General features: G+C 45.4%; 16 protein-coding genes. 1 reads left to right on the top strand and 15 read right to left on the bottom strand.

Going from position 1 to position 15,742, the window contains the following annotated elements; all coding sequences use genetic code 11:
• Positions 1 to 5: 5 nt before the first annotated feature.
• The 11 genes from dnaB to ppsA form a co-directional block, all read right to left on the bottom strand.
• A complete protein-coding gene (gene dnaB, locus FTU54_RS00380; RefSeq protein WP_005178744.1) occupies positions 6 to 1,451 on the bottom strand; it encodes a replicative DNA helicase in 1,446 nt (481 codons plus the stop codon).
• 210 nt (positions 1,452 to 1,661) lie between these two features.
• Positions 1,662 to 2,108, bottom strand: coding sequence for a 50S ribosomal protein L9 (rplI, locus tag FTU54_RS00375; RefSeq protein ID WP_005178742.1), 447 nt, complete (start codon positions 2,106 to 2,108; stop codon positions 1,662 to 1,664).
• Between the two features lie 9 nt (positions 2,109 to 2,117).
• On the bottom strand, positions 2,118 to 2,345 hold the full coding sequence (gene rpsR / locus FTU54_RS00370) for a 30S ribosomal protein S18 (protein WP_004719336.1): 228 nt from the start codon (positions 2,343 to 2,345) through the stop codon (positions 2,118 to 2,120).
• A gap of 11 nt (positions 2,346 to 2,356) precedes the next feature.
• Positions 2,357 to 2,746, bottom strand: coding sequence for a 30S ribosomal protein S6 (gene rpsF, locus FTU54_RS00365; RefSeq protein WP_005178734.1), 390 nt, complete (start codon positions 2,744 to 2,746; stop codon positions 2,357 to 2,359).
• A 297-nt stretch (positions 2,747 to 3,043) separates the two neighbouring features.
• Entirely contained in the window at positions 3,044 to 3,922 is an 879-nt protein-coding gene (gene cyoE / locus FTU54_RS00360) for a heme o synthase (protein WP_016659096.1), read from the bottom strand.
• Positions 3,923 to 3,932: 10 nt separating this feature from the next.
• Entirely contained in the window at positions 3,933 to 4,262 is a 330-nt protein-coding gene (locus FTU54_RS00355) for a cytochrome o ubiquinol oxidase subunit IV (RefSeq protein WP_171301768.1), read from the bottom strand.
• Positions 4,259 to 4,879: a cytochrome o ubiquinol oxidase subunit III gene (gene cyoC, locus FTU54_RS00350; protein WP_005178726.1), complete on the bottom strand. Its 621-nt coding sequence runs from the start codon at positions 4,877 to 4,879 to the stop codon at positions 4,259 to 4,261. The genes FTU54_RS00355 and cyoC overlap by 4 nt, the downstream gene beginning before the upstream one ends.
• A gap of 4 nt (positions 4,880 to 4,883) precedes the next feature.
• Positions 4,884 to 6,866, bottom strand: coding sequence for a cytochrome o ubiquinol oxidase subunit I (gene cyoB, locus FTU54_RS00345; protein WP_180074235.1), 1,983 nt, complete (start codon positions 6,864 to 6,866; stop codon positions 4,884 to 4,886).
• A gap of 3 nt (positions 6,867 to 6,869) precedes the next feature.
• The gene (gene cyoA / locus FTU54_RS00340; protein ID WP_005178724.1) at positions 6,870 to 7,946 is read right to left on the bottom strand and encodes a ubiquinol oxidase subunit II; all 1,077 of its coding nucleotides are present in this window, start codon (positions 7,944 to 7,946) and stop codon (positions 6,870 to 6,872) included.
• A gap of 297 nt (positions 7,947 to 8,243) precedes the next feature.
• Positions 8,244 to 9,038, bottom strand: a complete 795-nt coding sequence (locus tag FTU54_RS00335; RefSeq protein WP_104488924.1) for an RDD family protein — start codon at positions 9,036 to 9,038, stop codon at positions 8,244 to 8,246.
• Positions 9,039 to 9,104: 66 nt separating this feature from the next.
• The gene (gene ppsA / locus FTU54_RS00330; protein ID WP_005178721.1) at positions 9,105 to 11,483 is read right to left on the bottom strand and encodes a phosphoenolpyruvate synthase; all 2,379 of its coding nucleotides are present in this window, start codon (positions 11,481 to 11,483) and stop codon (positions 9,105 to 9,107) included.
• A gap of 155 nt (positions 11,484 to 11,638) precedes the next feature.
• Here ppsA and FTU54_RS00325 point away from each other — a divergent pair, with 155 nt between their 5' ends.
• Positions 11,639 to 12,475 (top strand): pyruvate, water dikinase regulatory protein, encoded by an 837-nt coding sequence (locus tag FTU54_RS00325; protein WP_127801219.1) that lies wholly within the window; start codon positions 11,639 to 11,641, stop codon positions 12,473 to 12,475.
• 183 nt (positions 12,476 to 12,658) lie between these two features.
• On the opposite strand, the gene FTU54_RS00320 is transcribed toward FTU54_RS00325, so the two are convergent.
• The 4 genes from FTU54_RS00320 to FTU54_RS00305 form a co-directional block, all read right to left on the bottom strand.
• The gene (locus FTU54_RS00320; protein ID WP_180074233.1) at positions 12,659 to 13,228 is read right to left on the bottom strand and encodes a flavoprotein; all 570 of its coding nucleotides are present in this window, start codon (positions 13,226 to 13,228) and stop codon (positions 12,659 to 12,661) included.
• 219 nt (positions 13,229 to 13,447) lie between these two features.
• Entirely contained in the window at positions 13,448 to 14,443 is a 996-nt protein-coding gene (locus tag FTU54_RS00315) for an LLM class flavin-dependent oxidoreductase (protein ID WP_127801221.1), read from the bottom strand.
• A gap of 150 nt (positions 14,444 to 14,593) precedes the next feature.
• The gene (locus FTU54_RS00310; RefSeq protein ID WP_045794933.1) at positions 14,594 to 15,097 is read right to left on the bottom strand and encodes a glycine zipper domain-containing protein; all 504 of its coding nucleotides are present in this window, start codon (positions 15,095 to 15,097) and stop codon (positions 14,594 to 14,596) included.
• A gap of 222 nt (positions 15,098 to 15,319) precedes the next feature.
• Positions 15,320 to 15,742 (bottom strand): glycine zipper domain-containing protein, encoded by a 423-nt coding sequence (locus FTU54_RS00305; RefSeq protein WP_127801222.1) that lies wholly within the window; start codon positions 15,740 to 15,742, stop codon positions 15,320 to 15,322.

Raw genomic sequence — 15,742 nt, 5'->3', positions numbered from 1 at the left:
CTGAATTATTCATCATCATCGTACTGAGCATAAAACTCAGGGGAAAGGTTACTAAAGCGGGTGTATTGGCCTTCAAACGCCAGACGCACGGTGCCAATCGGGCCGTTACGCTGTTTACCAATAATAATTTCGGCAGTACCGGCTTCTTTAGATTCCTTGTTATAGACCTCATCACGGTAAATGAACATGATCAAGTCGGCATCCTGCTCAATCGCACCCGATTCACGTAAGTCGGACATTACCGGGCGTTTGTTGGGACGGTTTTCCAGCGAGCGGTTGAGCTGAGAGAGGGCAATGACCGGACATTGCATTTCTTTGGCCAGGGCTTTCAAGCTACGCGAAATTTCTGAAATCTCGCCGACACGGTTATCGCCCATGCCCGGTACTTTCATCAGCTGCAAATAGTCGACCATGATACAGCCGAGTTTGCCGCCGTGCTGTTTGGCAATTCGGCGTGCACGCGAACGTACTTCGGTTGGAGGCAGTGCTGATGAGTCATCAATATATAAATGCTTTTCTTGTAGCTGTAAAATGGTGCCGGTGACTTTGGACCATTCATCGCCGCTGAGTTTGCCGGAACGTAAATTCCCCTGATGCACTTTGCCATACGAGGAAATCAGACGCATGGCAATTGAATCGGCTGGCATTTCCATGGAGTAAACCAGCGCCGGCAGGTCGTTATTGAACAGTACACTTTCAACCAGGTTCATGGCAAAGGTGGTTTTACCCATTGACGGACGGGCCGCAACAATAATCAGGTCGCCAGCTTGCATCCCCGAAGTTTTATTGTCCAGCTCGACAAAGCCGGTGGTCAGACCGGTAATATTGCCATCCATTTGCGACAGTTCATTTAACTTGTCGAAGACATCGGCCACGACGGTATTAATGGCTTTCGGACCGGCATTTTTCTTGTTGTTATTGTGCTGCTCGGCAATCTGGAAAATATTGGTTTCAGCGAGGTCTAGAATTTCACTGACAGTGCGGCCTTTGGTGTCATAGGCATTTTGCAGAATTTCCGAGCTGACTTTAATCATGTTTCTTAAGGTCGAAAACTCTTTAATTTTAGCCGCATAAGTTTCCAGGTTATAGAAACTCGATGGTGAATCGGCCATCAGCTGCATGAGATATTCTTCACCACCAATGGCATCAAGCAGATTGTGCTTGATCAGCCAGTCATTGACCAGAACGGCATCATAAGGGGAGTTTTCTTTGGCCAGGGTATCAATGGCACGGTAAATATATTTGTGTCGCGTGGCGTAGAAATCGGATTCCTGTAATACATCTCCGACCTGTTCCAGTGATTCGGCCACGGTCATGAGGGCAGCCAGAACGGCCTGCTCAATGGCCAGGTTATGCGGCGGGGTGCGAAACTCTTTGAGTGCACCGGAATCGTTGCTGGAACTCTCTGTTTTGACTGGAGTTGGTTTGGTGTTGGCCAGCGCCTGTGACATATAATTCCCTGATTTTAATACGATGAATACCAAATAAAACCGGTGGTCTTATAGCATGAATTCAATAAACGGTGTAACCACAAATCATACGCGCTCTGGCAAAAAAAGCGAGCAGATTTTAAGAACGGATAGCTTACAAAAAAGGTGAGAAGATTTTTACAGAAATAAAAAAAGAGCATGCCAAGGCATGCCCTTTTTTCTTGCGAGAAATTACTCAGATACGATAGTAACGAGAACTTCAGCAACAACATCATGGTGCAATTGGATTGCGATGTTGAATTCACCAGTGTGACGAAGCGCACCGTTTGGTAAACGAACTTCTGAACGGTCTACTTCTAAACCAGCGTTCGTTAACGCGTCAGCGATGTCACGAGTACCGATTGAACCGAATAATTTACCTTCGTCACCCGCTTTCGCAGTGATTACGATATTTACTTCGTTCAGTTGGTCAGCACGTGCTTGAGCAGCAGCCAATACTTCAGCTTCTTGCTTCTCAAGTTCAGCACGACGAGCTTCAAAAGCAGCAGTGTTTGCTTCAGTCGCAGCAACTGCTTTACCTTGAGGGATAAGGAAGTTACGGCCGTAACCAGCTTTAACTGATACTTTATCGCCTAATTTACCAAGGTTTTTAATGCGTTGTAATAAGATAATATCCACAGCTCAACCTCACTTATGATTGTCAGTGTAAGGGATCAACGCTAAGTAGCGAGCTTGTTTGATCGCAAGCGCTAATTGACGTTGGTAACGAGCTTTAGTACCTGTAATACGGCTAGGAACGATCTTGCCGTTTTCAGTGATGTACTGTTTTAAAGTATCGATATCTTTGTAGTCGATGTACGTAACGTTCTCAGCTGTAAAGCGGCAGAACTTGCGACGACGGTAAAAACGTGCCATTGATGTTCTCCTTATGCTTCAGCAGAGTCTTGGTTAACTTGTTGTGCTTCTTCACGTTGAGCTTTACGCGCACGTTTTTCTTCAGCACTCTTAGCCAGTAAAGACTCTTCAGTGATAGCGTTTTCACGACGGATGATTAAGCTACGAAGGATCGCGTCGTTATAACGGAACAATTCTTCAAGTTCATCAAGAGTCGTTTGACCACATTCAACGTTCATTAAAATGTAGTGCGCTTTGTGAATTTTGTTAATTGGGTAAGCCAATTGACGACGGCCCCAATCTTCTAAACGGTGAATTTGACCTTCAGCTTCTTTGATGTGAGTCAGGTAACGTTCTACCATACCCACAACTTGATCGCTTTGGTCTGGGTGTACCAAAAGTACGATTTCGTAGTGACGCATTGTCAGCTCCTTACGGTTTATGCAGCCCCTGACCAAATAGCCAGAAGCAAGGAGTCACAACCAGGGTTGTGTCGCAAAATTGCGAAGCGTGAATTTTAGTGCTTTTGCTAACGAAATACAAGCCATTGAACAAAGAGCTTGATCACTTATTTCAACAAAAGAGTGAGGTGGGGGAATTATGGTAATAAGCTTACTAATAGAGAGTAAGTATCTATAAATCAGAAAAAGAGATCGAAGAAAAGAAAACTGGAATTAGAAGGGGAGTTCCATCTTAAAAGATAGAGAGGGCTCTATCTTTTAAAAGAGGATGATTGAATTTGCAGGAGCTTGTGCAGTAATGCTGAAGCTTAAACTGATCACGGTAATTAAAATTACAGAGAACAGGAAAAAGCGTTTTGCCCACAGCTGATCATTTTCTGCTTTAAAGCCGAGGATGGCAATGTACAGCCAGTAAATACACAGGGCATTTAAAATCAGCAGATATAACCAGTTGGCATATCCAAATACAAATAAGGCATTCATGACCACCGTAAACAGAATCACATAAATTAGCGACTCTACTTTGGTGCGATACACAGAACGCGCCACAGGTAAAATTGGAATACCTGCATTTTTGTAGTCATCGAAGCGGTAAATGGCAATCGCCCAGGAATGCGGCATTTGCCACAGTGCATAGCCCAGAAAAATAAGCAGGGCAGCCAGGTCAAACTGGTTTGCAACCGCAGTATAACCAATAACTGGTGGGCTTGCGCCCGAAATACTACCAATAATGGTCTGATGAATGGTGGTGCGTTTGGTCCATAAGCTATAAAAGCCGACATAAACTACAAAACCAATCACGGCAAAAAGGAAAGCGTACGCATTTACCCCAAACCATAAAATGCTAAAACCCAGTACACCCAGCACTAAAGCAAACACTAAAGCAACCGGAACTGAAATGGTTTTTTTTACCATCGCACGATTTTGTGTACGTTGCATTTTTTGGTCGATGTCTTGGTCAATTACGTTATTAACCACACATCCAGATGCCACTACCAGGGTAGTGCCCAGAAGGGTAAGAAGCAGGAGAAGGAAATCTACAGAACCTTGAGTGGCTACAAAGTAGCCACCCAAAGTGGTAACGAAGTTACCGAAGAGAATTCCTGGCTTAGTCAGGAATAAATACTTTTTCAGCATGACAACCAGTTTAGATCATCATGTTGTAGTGAAGGTAGTTCATAATCCATACTGAACCGACTAACAGAATAGCGATACAGAGGATTGTATAAATAAACGCAATCACGTTCCAGCGTTGTTCTGAAGACGAGTTCATGTGCAGGAAGTAAACTAACTGTACAAGAACCTGAGCAACCGCAGTAATCGCAATAACTGTGACCAGCAGACTGCGGCTAAAACCACCTGCCATAACCATACCAAAAGGAATAACGGTTAAAATAACAGACAGGATAAAGCCAACAGAGTACTGCTTGAAGTTACCGTGTGATGCGCCAGCAGCGTTGTGATCGTGACCCATTATAGAACTCCCATCAAGTAAACGACGCTGAATACACAGATCCATACGATGTCAAGGAAGTGCCAGAACAAGCTTAGGCAAGCAAGACGACGCATGTTAGGTAGAGTCAAACCATATTTCTTGATTTGAATCATTAACACGATCATCCATACCAGACCAGAAGTAACGTGAATACCGTGCGTACCAACTAAAGTAAAGAACGCAGATAAGAACGCACTAACGCTTGGGCCATGACCAGCGTGAACTAAATGATTGAACTCATATAGTTCCATGCCAATAAAGATCGCACCGAAGATCCATGTGATGCCTAACCAAGTTAAAACTTTAGCAACATCTTTTTTGTATGCAGCCAGAACTGCAAAACCAAAGGTTACTGAAGAGATCAGCAGGGCGAAGGTTTCAGTTAAAACGAAACCTAAAGACTCGCCAAAAAGATCTTTTGCACTTGGAGTACCAACTGGAACGTGGCTGCTTAATACAGCGAATGCAATGAAGAGTGTACCGAAAATGATCAAGTCACTCATCAAGTAAGTCCAGAAACCAAAGACAGTGATGTCAGTATCATCGTGATGATGATGCTCATCGTGTCCGTGGTTGTCGTGATGAAGTACCTCAGCCATTGTCTTAGTCCTTCTTCAAGTGTTTTTCAAGTAAGGCATAACGTTCGTTTTCAATGCGTTCTACTTCTGCTGCAGGAACATAGTAGTCCACTTTCTTCGTGAACGAGCTCACGATGAACGAAATGATAGACGCGATAAACGTTACAACTACTAACCACCAGATGTGCCAGATAAGTGCAAAGCCCATTACTGTGATAAACATAGCAATCACAAAGCCCGCAGCACGGTTGGTTGGCATGTGGATGTCTTCGTACTTCGCTGGTTTCGCGTAAGCTACGCCATTCTCTTTGTCAGTCCAGAAAGTATCAATGCCATTGATCTTTGGAAGATGCGCAAAGTTATAGAACGGAGCAGGAGATGAAGTCGCCCATTCAAGGGTACGGCCATCCCAAGGGTCGCCAGTGTGGTCAAGACGCTGGTTACGTTGCAAGAAGCCAACAATGATTTGCATCAAGAAGCATGCAATACCAATGGCAATCATTACCGAACCCACCATCGCGATCATGACATATGGGTCCCAATCTGGGTTGTCATATGTGTTCAGACGACGCGTCATACCCATGAAACCAAGGATATACAGCGGCATGAACGCAAAGTAGAAACCTAAGAACCAGAACCAGAATGCAGCTTTACCCCAAGTTTCATTCAGTCTCCAACCAAACATTTTTGGCCAGTAGAAAATGATACCTGCGAACATCGCGAATACTACACCACCAATAATTACGTTATGGAAGTGAGCGATCAGGAATAAAGAGTTGTGTACCAGGAAGTCCGCTGGTGGAACTGCCATTAATACACCTGTTAAACCACCGATACCGAAAGTCACCAGGAAGCCAAGTGTCCACAGCATTGGAGTTGTGTAGGTGATGCGGCCCTTGTACATGGTGAATAACCAAGAGAAGATTTTCACACCCGTCGGGATCGCAATAATCATGGTCATGATACCGAAGAACGCGTTAACGTTGGCACCTGCACCCATGGTAAAGAAGTGGTGAACCCATACAACGAAAGACAATACAGTAATTGCTACAGTTGCATACACCATTGACTTGTAGCCGAACAACGTTTTACGAGAGAACGTCGCAACAACTTCTGAGTAAATACCAAATGCTGGTAATACCAAGATATAAACTTCAGGGTGACCCCAAGTCCAGATCAGGTTTACATACAACATTGGGCTACCACCCATATCGTTTGTAAAGAAGTGGAAACCGAAGTAACGGTCAAGTGATAACATTGCAATTGTTGCAGTTAACACTGGGAATGAAGCAATGATCAGTACCGCTGTACATAAAGATGTCCAGGTAAAGATCGGCATGTCCATTAATTTCATGCCAGGCGCACGCATCTTGATGATGGTAACGAAGAAGTTAACACCCGTTAGAAGCGTACCTAAACCGGAGATCTGTAATGCCCAGATGTAGTAGTCCATACCTACGCCTGGAGAGTATTCAATACCTGACAGTGGAGGATAAGCCATCCAGCCTGTTGCAGCGAACTCACCAAGTGCAAGTGAAACCATGATTAGACCCGCAGCACCAGCGAACAGCCAGAAGCTTAAAGAGTTTAATAATGGGAAGGCAACGTCACGAGCACCAATCTGTAAAGGTACAGAGATGTTCATCAAGCCTACTACAAGACCCATTGCCACGAAGAAGATCATGATCACACCGTGCGCGGTGAAGATCTGGTCGTAGTGCTCAGGGTGTAAATAACCTTCGCCACCACCTCGTGCAAGGAATTGCTGAAGACGCATCATGATCGCATCGGCGAAACCACGCAGCAGCATGACCACAGACACGATGATATACATGATACCAATTTTTTTATGGTCTACAGATGTGAACCATTCATTCCACAGGTAACCCCATTTCTTGAAGTAGGTAATACCCGCAACAAGAACGAGACCGCCCAGGATCATCATTACAACTGTAGCCTGTACGATTGGATCGTACGGAATTGCATCTAGTCCTAACTTACCAAACATGTCTTATTCCTCTACAGAAGCAGTCGCATGTTCAACGTTTACATGAGCTTCTGAAGCAGGCGCTTCAAGCGCAGTTTCAGCTTGAGCTGAATGGTCTGCACCATGGTAGTTACTCATGTATTTATTGATCACAGATTCAAACAAGCCTTGCTCTACAGAAGAGTAATAAGTCACAGGATGTGGCTGAGTCTTATAAGGACCTTCTGCTTCAGCAGTTGCAGCAAGTTTTTTCTCTAGTTCTGTTTTCGCGTTACGAACCATTGCATCAATTTGTTTCTGTGAACGGTTACCGTCACGTAAAGATGCAAATTCAGCTTGATCTAGAACTGTTTTTTGAACAGCTTCAGGATTGATCGTTGTGCCTTGTCCGGCTTTAACCGCAGTTACCCATTGATCAAAATCAGCTTCAGTTACAGAGTGAGCAAGGAAGCGCATTTGAGAGAAACCGTAACCTGAGTAGTTAGACGAGAAGCCGCGGTATTGACCGGTGCTGTTCGCTAATAGGTTCAGGTGAGTCTGCATACCCGCCATTGCATAAATCTGACCAGACAATGCAGGGATAAAGAACGAGTTCATTGTAAAGTTGGATGTTAAGCGAAGGCTTACCGGCGTTTGCTCTGGGAAGCGGATTTCGTTAACAGTCGCAATGTTCTGTTCTGGGTAGATGAAGATCCATTTGAATTGTTCAGCAATAACCTGAACAGTTAATGGAGCCTTATCTGACTCGATTGGACGGTATGGGTCATACTTGTGGGAACCCCACCAAGTTAACCAAGCTAGAATACCAATAATAATAACCGGGATACCCCAAACCACGATTTCAATCGCAGTAGAGTGTGCCCATGTTGGTTTATAGTCTGCATCTTTATTTGATGCGCGATATTTCCAACCAAACCATAATGCCATGATGATTGAAGGAATCACCACTAATAGCATCAAGTAGATCGCAGTCATCATCAGGTTCGATTGACCTTCAGCAACTGGACCTTGCGAGTTTAGAAGTACCATATCACCGCCACACCCGGTTAAGAGTGCAGCCATCGTAGATAAAGACAATACAGCTAAAATCGTTTGTCTCATTTTACAACCTCGGTGAAGAGTCCCATTCCCTAATTTAATTATGGGATAGCGATTATAGTGTCGCATGATTGATAAGTTTTTTTTGACGCAAAAATCCTTGTCAATCATGATACACCGCTACGTTGTAGGGCATTATGCCTGATATCGACAAACTAAGCTACTCAAAAAGCGCCTTTAAAGGACTGTAATAAAAACCGATTTTGTCACTCGGAATTAACTTTTTTACGAAATATTTTTATTTGTATATCAATGTAATGAATAAAAAAGGGATGAAATTTCATCCCTTTTTTTGATCTTTTATTTTTCTTGCTTTACGACTTTGGTTTTGGCCAGTTTGTCATGCAAGGTCTGACGTTTTTCACCCAAAGCGAAGATATAATCGGCAATTGTAATAAACGGCATGAATAATAGATTCAAAATAATGAAAACCAGGGTACGCAGGGCGAACACGCGGGTCAGGCCTACTTTGCTATGGTCTTCAGCATCAACAATCTTGATTTTGGTTAAACGTTTACCAATACTCTGGCCACTTTTGGCCAGTAGAAATGCCTGAATCCCGAGCATAATCAGCAGGTAAATAGCCATCATTTGCCAGGCATCGGCAGGAATCAGGCGAAACAGTTCCGACTGTAGTTGCACGGCCTGATCAGAGCTGGTGGCTGACTGCATTTTTTGTTGCAGTTCAGACAGTTGACCAAACTGGTCCTGCGTTAAAAAGAAAGATGGAATGGCGGCAGCCGGTAACCACAGCAACAGGTCAATAATTTTCGCCAGTGCACGGGTGCCGATAGAGGCCAGTTCGGTTTGAGCGGCTTTTGCTTGCGGCTGGTTCAGGCTTGAATTGTTATAGCTGGCAGTATTCTGCGGCTGCTGAAACGGTGATGCTTCCGGTGCGGCCGGCGCAGGCTCATAGCCTTCAGGTTGATATACAAGTTTACCTTGGGTGAGCTCACCTAAAGCTTTCCATTCTGTCATCCCTTGATGCCATGCAAGATCTGTCAGTAACACTTGCTGGCTGGCAAGCATCTGGTTTACTTGCTCCAGGGTATATGGACCGGCTTGTTGATTATTTCGTGCCAAGTAAATCTGCATAAAGTTTAAATCTCAAATCTATAAATAAAAAAGACCCAATGAATGGGTCTTTTTTAACATGTTTTATTAAGCTTGTTGAGCTTTTTCTTCAGCAAGGAAGAACCAGGTGTCTAATACTGAGTCTGGGTTCAGCGATACAGATTCAATCCCTTGTTCCATCAGCCATTTTGCCAGGTCAGGGTGGTCAGAAGGACCTTGACCACAGATGCCGACATATTTACCGGCTTTACGGCAAGCATGAATCGCCATCGACAGCAGGGCTTTTACCGCTGCATCACGTTCATCAAACAGATGAGAAACAATACCTGAGTCACGGTCTAAACCAAGGGTTAACTGGGTCAAGTCGTTTGAACCGATTGAGAAGCCATCGAAGTGTTCAAGGAATTGCTCAGCCAACAGGGCGTTGGTTGGTAATTCACACATCATGATCACTTTCAGACCATTTTCACCACGTTTCAGGCCATTTTGTGCCAGCAGTTCCATCACGCGTTTCGCTTCAGCCACAGTACGTACAAATGGAATCATGATTTGTACGTTGGTCAAGCCCATTTCATCACGGACTTTTTTCAGTGCGCGACATTCAAGCTCGAAGCAGTCACGGAAGTTGTCTGATACATAACGGCTTGCACCACGGAAGCCCAGCATCGGGTTTTCTTCTTCCGGCTCGTATAACTTACCGCCAATCAGGTTGGCATATTCGTTTGATTTGAAGTCAGACATACGCACGATGACTGGCTTGTCTGCAAACGCGGCTGCCAGCGTTGAAATACCTTCCACCAGTTTTTCCACATAGAATTCAACTGGAGAAGTATAACCCGCAGTACGTGCCATTACGGCTGCACGTGTTTCACGTGGCAAGCTGTCAATATTCAGTAGTGCTTTTGGATGCACACCAATCATACGGTTAATGATGAACTCAAGACGTGCCAGGCCAATGCCTTCGTTTGGAATTTGCGCGAAGTCAAACGCACGGTCCGGGTTACCCACGTTCATCATGATCTTGAACGGCAGCGCAGGCATCGACTCGATTGAGTTACGTTGTACTTCAAAATCTAAAGCACCTTCGTAAATGAAACCGGTATCACCTTCAGCACAAGATACTGTCACTTCCTGACCGTCAGTCAAGACTTCAGTGGCATTACCACAACCCACAATTGCAGGAACACCTAATTCACGCGCAATAATCGCAGCGTGACAGGTACGACCACCACGGTTCGTGACAATGGCAGCGGCACGTTTCATCACTGGTTCCCAATCCGGGTCGGTCATGTCAGAAACCAGTACATCACCGTCTTGGACTTTGTCCATTTCTTTAATCGAGGTTACGATGCGAACTTTACCAGACCCGATACGCTGACCAATTGAACGGCCTTCACACAATACCGTGCCGCGTTGTTTCAGCAGGTAACGCTCCATGGTGCCCACGTTTTGACGACTTTTCACTGTTTCCGGACGCGCCTGAACAATATAAATTAAACCGTCATCACCATCTTTGGCCCATTCGATGTCCATTGGTGCACCGTAGTGCTCTTCAATGATTAACGCCTGTTTTGCCAGTTCTTGCAGTTCGTGATCGTTTAAGGCGAACTGTTGACGGTCGGCTTTTTCAACATCAACCACAACCACAGATTTACCAGCCGCACCTTCTTCACCATAAATCATTTTCTGGTGTTTAGAACCGAGGTTACGACGTAGAACTGCGTGTTTACCTGCTCTTAACAGTGGCTTAGAGATATAGAATTCGTCCGGGTTGACCGCACCTTGTACCACCATTTCACCCAGACCGTAAGAAGCCGTAATAAAGACTGCATCACGGAAACCAGATTCTGTATCCAGGGTGAACATTACACCTGCGGCACCTGTTTCTGAGCGCACCATGCGTTGTACGCCAGCAGACAGGGCAACAACATCATGGTCAAAGTTTTGGTGTACACGGTAAGAAATTGCGCGGTCGTTGTACAAAGAGGCAAATACTTCTTTAATGGCAATCAGGACGTTGTCGATGCCACGGATGTTCAGGAAAGTTTCCTGTTGACCCGCGAAAGAAGCATCTGGCAAATCTTCTGCGGTAGCAGATGAACGAACGGCAACCGCGATGTCAGGGTTGCCGTTAGAAAGTTCTGCGAAAGCATCGCGGATTTCTTTTTCAAGTTCTGCCGTAAGCGGAGTGTCGACAATCCATTGACGGATTTTTGCGCCTGTCTCAGCAAGAGCATTGACGTCATCTACATTTAACGTTTTAAGCTCGGCTTGAATTTTAGCGTTTAGGCCACTTTGCTCGAGAAATTCACGATAAGCTTGAGCCGTTGTCGCAAAGCCACCTGGTACAGAGACGCCAGCATTAGACAAATGGCTGATCATTTCGCCCAGAGATGAGTTTTTCCCACCTACGAGCTCAACGTCGTGTTTCCCTAATTTTTCTAGACCAATTACGCGCGCTTCCAAAGTTGTTACTCCACTTTTGCAGTATTAATCACTATCTTGTCATGAAATTATATTGAATATGCTTAGCTTTTTAATTTAACTAAGCGACAGTCATGTAAGATCAGTTTACTATAAAGATTATATAGCACTAAGACAAATGTTTAAGGAGAATTTTAATGTCCGAAGGTAAACAAATTAAGCGGAGTGTGTTCTTTATTTCCGATGGAACCGCAATTACAGCCGAAACCTTGGGACACTCCCTTTTAGCGCAGTTTCCGAATGTCGATTTTGACATTCATATTATTCCCTATATTAGCTCGGAAGAAGCAGCCACCGATGTGGTGTCAGAAATTAACCGACGTGCCGAATTAGATGGTCAGCCGCCACTGGTATTTGATACTTTGGTCGATCCGTATGTGCGCGATATTATCAACACCGCCAATGCCGTCAATCTGGACGTATTTGAGGGGCTGATCAGCAAACTGGCCGATGTGCTGGGCACACAGCCAACCACGCTGGTGGGGCAGACCCATGCTGTAACTGATTCAGAATCGTATAAAGCACGTATTGATGCGGTGCATTTTGCTTTGGACAATGATGATGGTGCGCGTACCCGTCACTATGACAAAGCTGATCTGATTCTCATTGGCGTATCCCGTTCCGGTAAAACCCCAACCTCGATTTATTTGTCATTACAGTTTGGTATACGTGTGGCCAACTATCCACTGACCGAAGAAGATCTGGATGATAACCGTTTGCCAGCCGTGTTGCGCCCACATAAACATAAATTATTTGGTTTGATGATTGATGCCGAGCGTCTGGTGGCAATTCGTACCGAACGTAAGGCCAATAGCCGTTATGCCAGCTTTAACCAGTGCCAGATGGAATTACGCGCCATTGAAGGCATTTATATTTCTGAAGGGATTAAATACCTGAATGTGTCTGAAATGTCGATTGAAGAAATTTCGACCCGTGTCCTGCAAATGACCGGTCTGAAACGTCGTATTGGTTAAGTAATTGTGGTTAACACTGGAATACTGCAGGCTGCAGTATTCCAGTGGATATTAGACTGAAATCAAATTCAAAAACTAAAAAAACGGTCTAAAATCCTATTTCATCCACTGCTCTAATCGACTTGAAAATTAATAACACTTTTCTCTTAATTTACCGCTCTTTTAATTTACTTGTACCTGTATTTACTTTTCTGGATTACGGTGGGTGGTAATAATTACATCGACCTTATATTCACTGCCATCAATGGTATAAATACTGTGTTCTGCAATTCGGGCAATGGGCCAGGTAATTAACTGACAGTTGTCGCGTTGCAGCGCAGCATAATAACTGTCCGATTTAAAATAGGCGTGCTGGGTATCGGCAATATTCGGGGTCAGCTGACGTTTTAGCCAGGTATCTACCACTTGCGCATCTAAAAAGCGCAAGGCCAGAATATTCTTGACCCGGTTATTAAACAGCCGGCGGTTTTTAAATACCAGCGGATGGCTGATTAAACGATGGATACCGCGTTCGGTACCTGGTAATACAAAGTGCGGTTCAATCTGAAAGACTTTGACCTGACTGGCGACCTGGGCAATTTTGTCCAGCTGCGAGACACTGTCCTGATTGGCACCAATAATCGCCACGCTGCGTTGACTGAAGTCATGCTGTTTACTGTCTTTGGCACTGATGCAAAGCCCCTGAAAGGCATGAAAGTCTGCTGCACAATTTTCAAATACGCTTTTGCCGGTATCCTGCTGTTTAACGACCATGAGGGCATCCTTTCATTCTTGGTTTTATCAATTTAGATGTTTTACTCTATTTTTAGTCAGCTCTTGCTGGAAGGTAAAGCGCTTTAACTATCTGGCCAGTCATTTCGGTCACGGTGACTAAAATATCGGTGCAGGATGGGGCGAGAATAGATTCACCATCACAATAAAAAAGCCTGCAAATCCATATGGTTTACAGGCGCCATCACAGCTCGATGAAACTTATTTGAGCTGCATCAGGTAGTCAAAGTTTTGCAGACGTTTTTCAGTGTCATAGACATCACAGGTAAAGATAAACTCATCGACCTCATAACGGCTCAATAACTGTTCTAAGCCGGCTTTAACAGTCGCCGGTGAGCCAATTTGCCCCATGGCATAGAAGTTATCGACTGACATTTTTTCAGCCGGTGACCATAAACCGTCCATGCTGGCGACTGGCGCTTTTAATTTCAGGCTCTGACCACGCATTAAACCTAAGACCCGCTGATAGGCACTGGTAGCCAAAAACTGCGCTTCTTCATCGGTGGCCGCCACGACCGTTGGCACGCCCATCGATACATAAGGCCGATCTAGATATTCAGACGGCTGGAAGTTATCCCGATACAGCTGAATGGCCTGACCGAGCATCCGCGGCGCAAAGTGTGAGGCAAACGAGTAGGGCAGACCCAATCGGGCTGCCAGCTGGGCACTAAACAGGCTGGAACCGAGTAACCAGACCGGAACATGGGTGCCTTGTCCCGGCGTCGCTACAATGCGTTGCTGCGGTTCAGGTTCTTTGAAATAGTGCAGAATTTCCAGCACATCTTGCGGGAACTGGTCTTCAGTTTCCTGACGGCCACGGCGCAAGGCACGCATGGTGGTCTGATCGGTGCCGGGCGCACGACCAAGACCCAGCTCAATCCGGTCCGGATAGAGTGTAGCCAGTGTACCGAACTGTTCTGCCACCACTAAAGGGGCGTGGTTGGGCAACATAATCCCGCCAGAACCCACTTTTAAAGTCTGGGTGTTGGCCAGAATATAGCCGAGCAGCACCGCTGTGGCCGAGCTGGCAATTCCGTCCATATTATGATGTTCAGCCAGCCAGAAGCGGGCATAGCCCAGTTTTTCTGCCCGTTGCGCCAGCTCTAGCGCATGATGCAGGGAAAATTGAATGGTTTTATCGTCACGAACCGGTGCCAGTTCCAGAATGGAAAATTGTGTGTCTTTTAAACTGCGCATTGGCGTTCTCTATTCACATATATATGGCTCACAGCATACGTTGTGTCCCGGTATTTGTATATCGTTTTTTTTCGATATAAAGTTTTAGCGTGTAAAACAATACAAGCACCCGAAGGTGCTTGTGATAGGTTCAGATTCTGAACTTTGAAATTAACGGCGTTTCCCGTTTTTGTAATGACCCAGATGCAAGCCATTATCACCGCGGTAACGGTCATTATAACGGTAATCGTTGTAACGGTAGCCACGGCTGTCGTAGCGACGGTCATAACGGTCATCATAACGGCGATCTTCGCTGACTTTGGTACCTAACACTGCTCCGGCGCCACCACCTAAGGCTGCGCCAATATAACCGCCATTGCTGCCGGCCATGTTTTTACCGACACTATAACCACCGGCACTGCCTAAAGCGGCACCAATGGCTGCACCATTGCGGTCACGTTTATCGGCAGAGACCGCTGCACCACCGGCACCACCCAAGGCCGAACCAATTAATGCACCGGTTGAGCCGCCCATTTGCTGGCCAATGGCTGCACCGACCACACCACCCAAGGCCGAACCTACTGCGACACGGGTGTTGTTATCGGCGTGTGCTGTACCCATCATAAGTGCTGAGCTGGCCAGTACTGTACTCAATAAAATTTTGTTGATCTTCATGGTTACACTCCAAAGAGCACATTCAATTTGTCTTGACTTTAATGTAGAAAAACTTTGAGAAAAGATCGTGGAGGGCACAGGTGTCAAAATGCTAATTTTGGTCAACGCTGTGTAATTTTTCTGTCGAATCTCTTCATAATTGCCTCCTCATCCATCTACTGAAAAAATGAAATCCCAGGCGTAAAAAAAGCATCCTGAAGATGCTTTTTTACAAGGGGAGAATTAACGACGACGTTTTTTCTTCCATTTACGTTCCTGGTAACGGTCGTATTCTTTATCTTTGGAAATTTTGTTACCCAGCGCTGCACCACCGGCTGAACCAAGTGCTGCACCAATATAACCACCATTCGTACCGCCCATGTTCTGACCCACGGTATAACCCGCACCGCCACCTAAGGCACCGCCAATGGCAGATTCAGTACGATGGCGTTTGTTACTGGCTACAGCTGCGCCACCTGCACCACCTAAAGCCGCACCAATGGTTGCACCCGTGGTACCGCCCATGTTTTTACCTAAGGCTGTACCTGCGACACTACCTAAGGCACTGGCTGCAGCTACACGGGTCGCATTGTCAGCATGTGCATTCACCGTCATGAAAGAAGTGGCAGCAAGCGTTGCACTTAATAAAACAGCATTGAGTTTCAT

It is taken from the genome of Acinetobacter sp. YH12116, assembly GCF_013418895.1.
Classification (GTDB): domain Bacteria; phylum Pseudomonadota; class Gammaproteobacteria; order Pseudomonadales; family Moraxellaceae; genus Acinetobacter; species Acinetobacter indicus.
Note: the sequence above shows the minus strand (reverse complement) of the source record. Positions and strands in the feature narration are given on the sequence as shown.

Coding starts and splice junctions, on each gene's coding strand:
- cyoE (WP_016659096.1), bottom strand. CDS start 3,922: ATGCTGAAAAAGTATTTATTCCTGACTAAGCCAGGAATTCTCTTCGGT.
- FTU54_RS00315 (WP_127801221.1), bottom strand. CDS start 14,443: ATGCGCAGTTTAAAAGACACACAATTTTCCATTCTGGAACTGGCACCG.
- dnaB (WP_005178744.1), bottom strand. CDS start 1,451: ATGTCACAGGCGCTGGCCAACACCAAACCAACTCCAGTCAAAACAGAG.
- rpsR (WP_004719336.1), bottom strand. CDS start 2,345: ATGGCACGTTTTTACCGTCGTCGCAAGTTCTGCCGCTTTACAGCTGAG.
- cyoA (WP_005178724.1), bottom strand. CDS start 7,946: ATGAGACAAACGATTTTAGCTGTATTGTCTTTATCTACGATGGCTGCA.
- rpsF (WP_005178734.1), bottom strand. CDS start 2,746: ATGCGTCACTACGAAATCGTACTTTTGGTACACCCAGACCAAAGCGAT.
- FTU54_RS00310 (WP_045794933.1), bottom strand. CDS start 15,097: ATGAAGATCAACAAAATTTTATTGAGTACAGTACTGGCCAGCTCAGCA.
- FTU54_RS00325 (WP_127801219.1), top strand. CDS start 11,639: ATGTCCGAAGGTAAACAAATTAAGCGGAGTGTGTTCTTTATTTCCGAT.
- FTU54_RS00335 (WP_104488924.1), bottom strand. CDS start 9,038: ATGCAGATTTACTTGGCACGAAATAATCAACAAGCCGGTCCATATACC.
- cyoB (WP_180074235.1), bottom strand. CDS start 6,866: ATGTTTGGTAAGTTAGGACTAGATGCAATTCCGTACGATCCAATCGTA.
- FTU54_RS00305 (WP_127801222.1), bottom strand. CDS start 15,742: ATGAAACTCAATGCTGTTTTATTAAGTGCAACGCTTGCTGCCACTTCT.
- FTU54_RS00320 (WP_180074233.1), bottom strand. CDS start 13,228: ATGGTCGTTAAACAGCAGGATACCGGCAAAAGCGTATTTGAAAATTGT.
- cyoC (WP_005178726.1), bottom strand. CDS start 4,879: ATGGCTGAGGTACTTCATCACGACAACCACGGACACGATGAGCATCAT.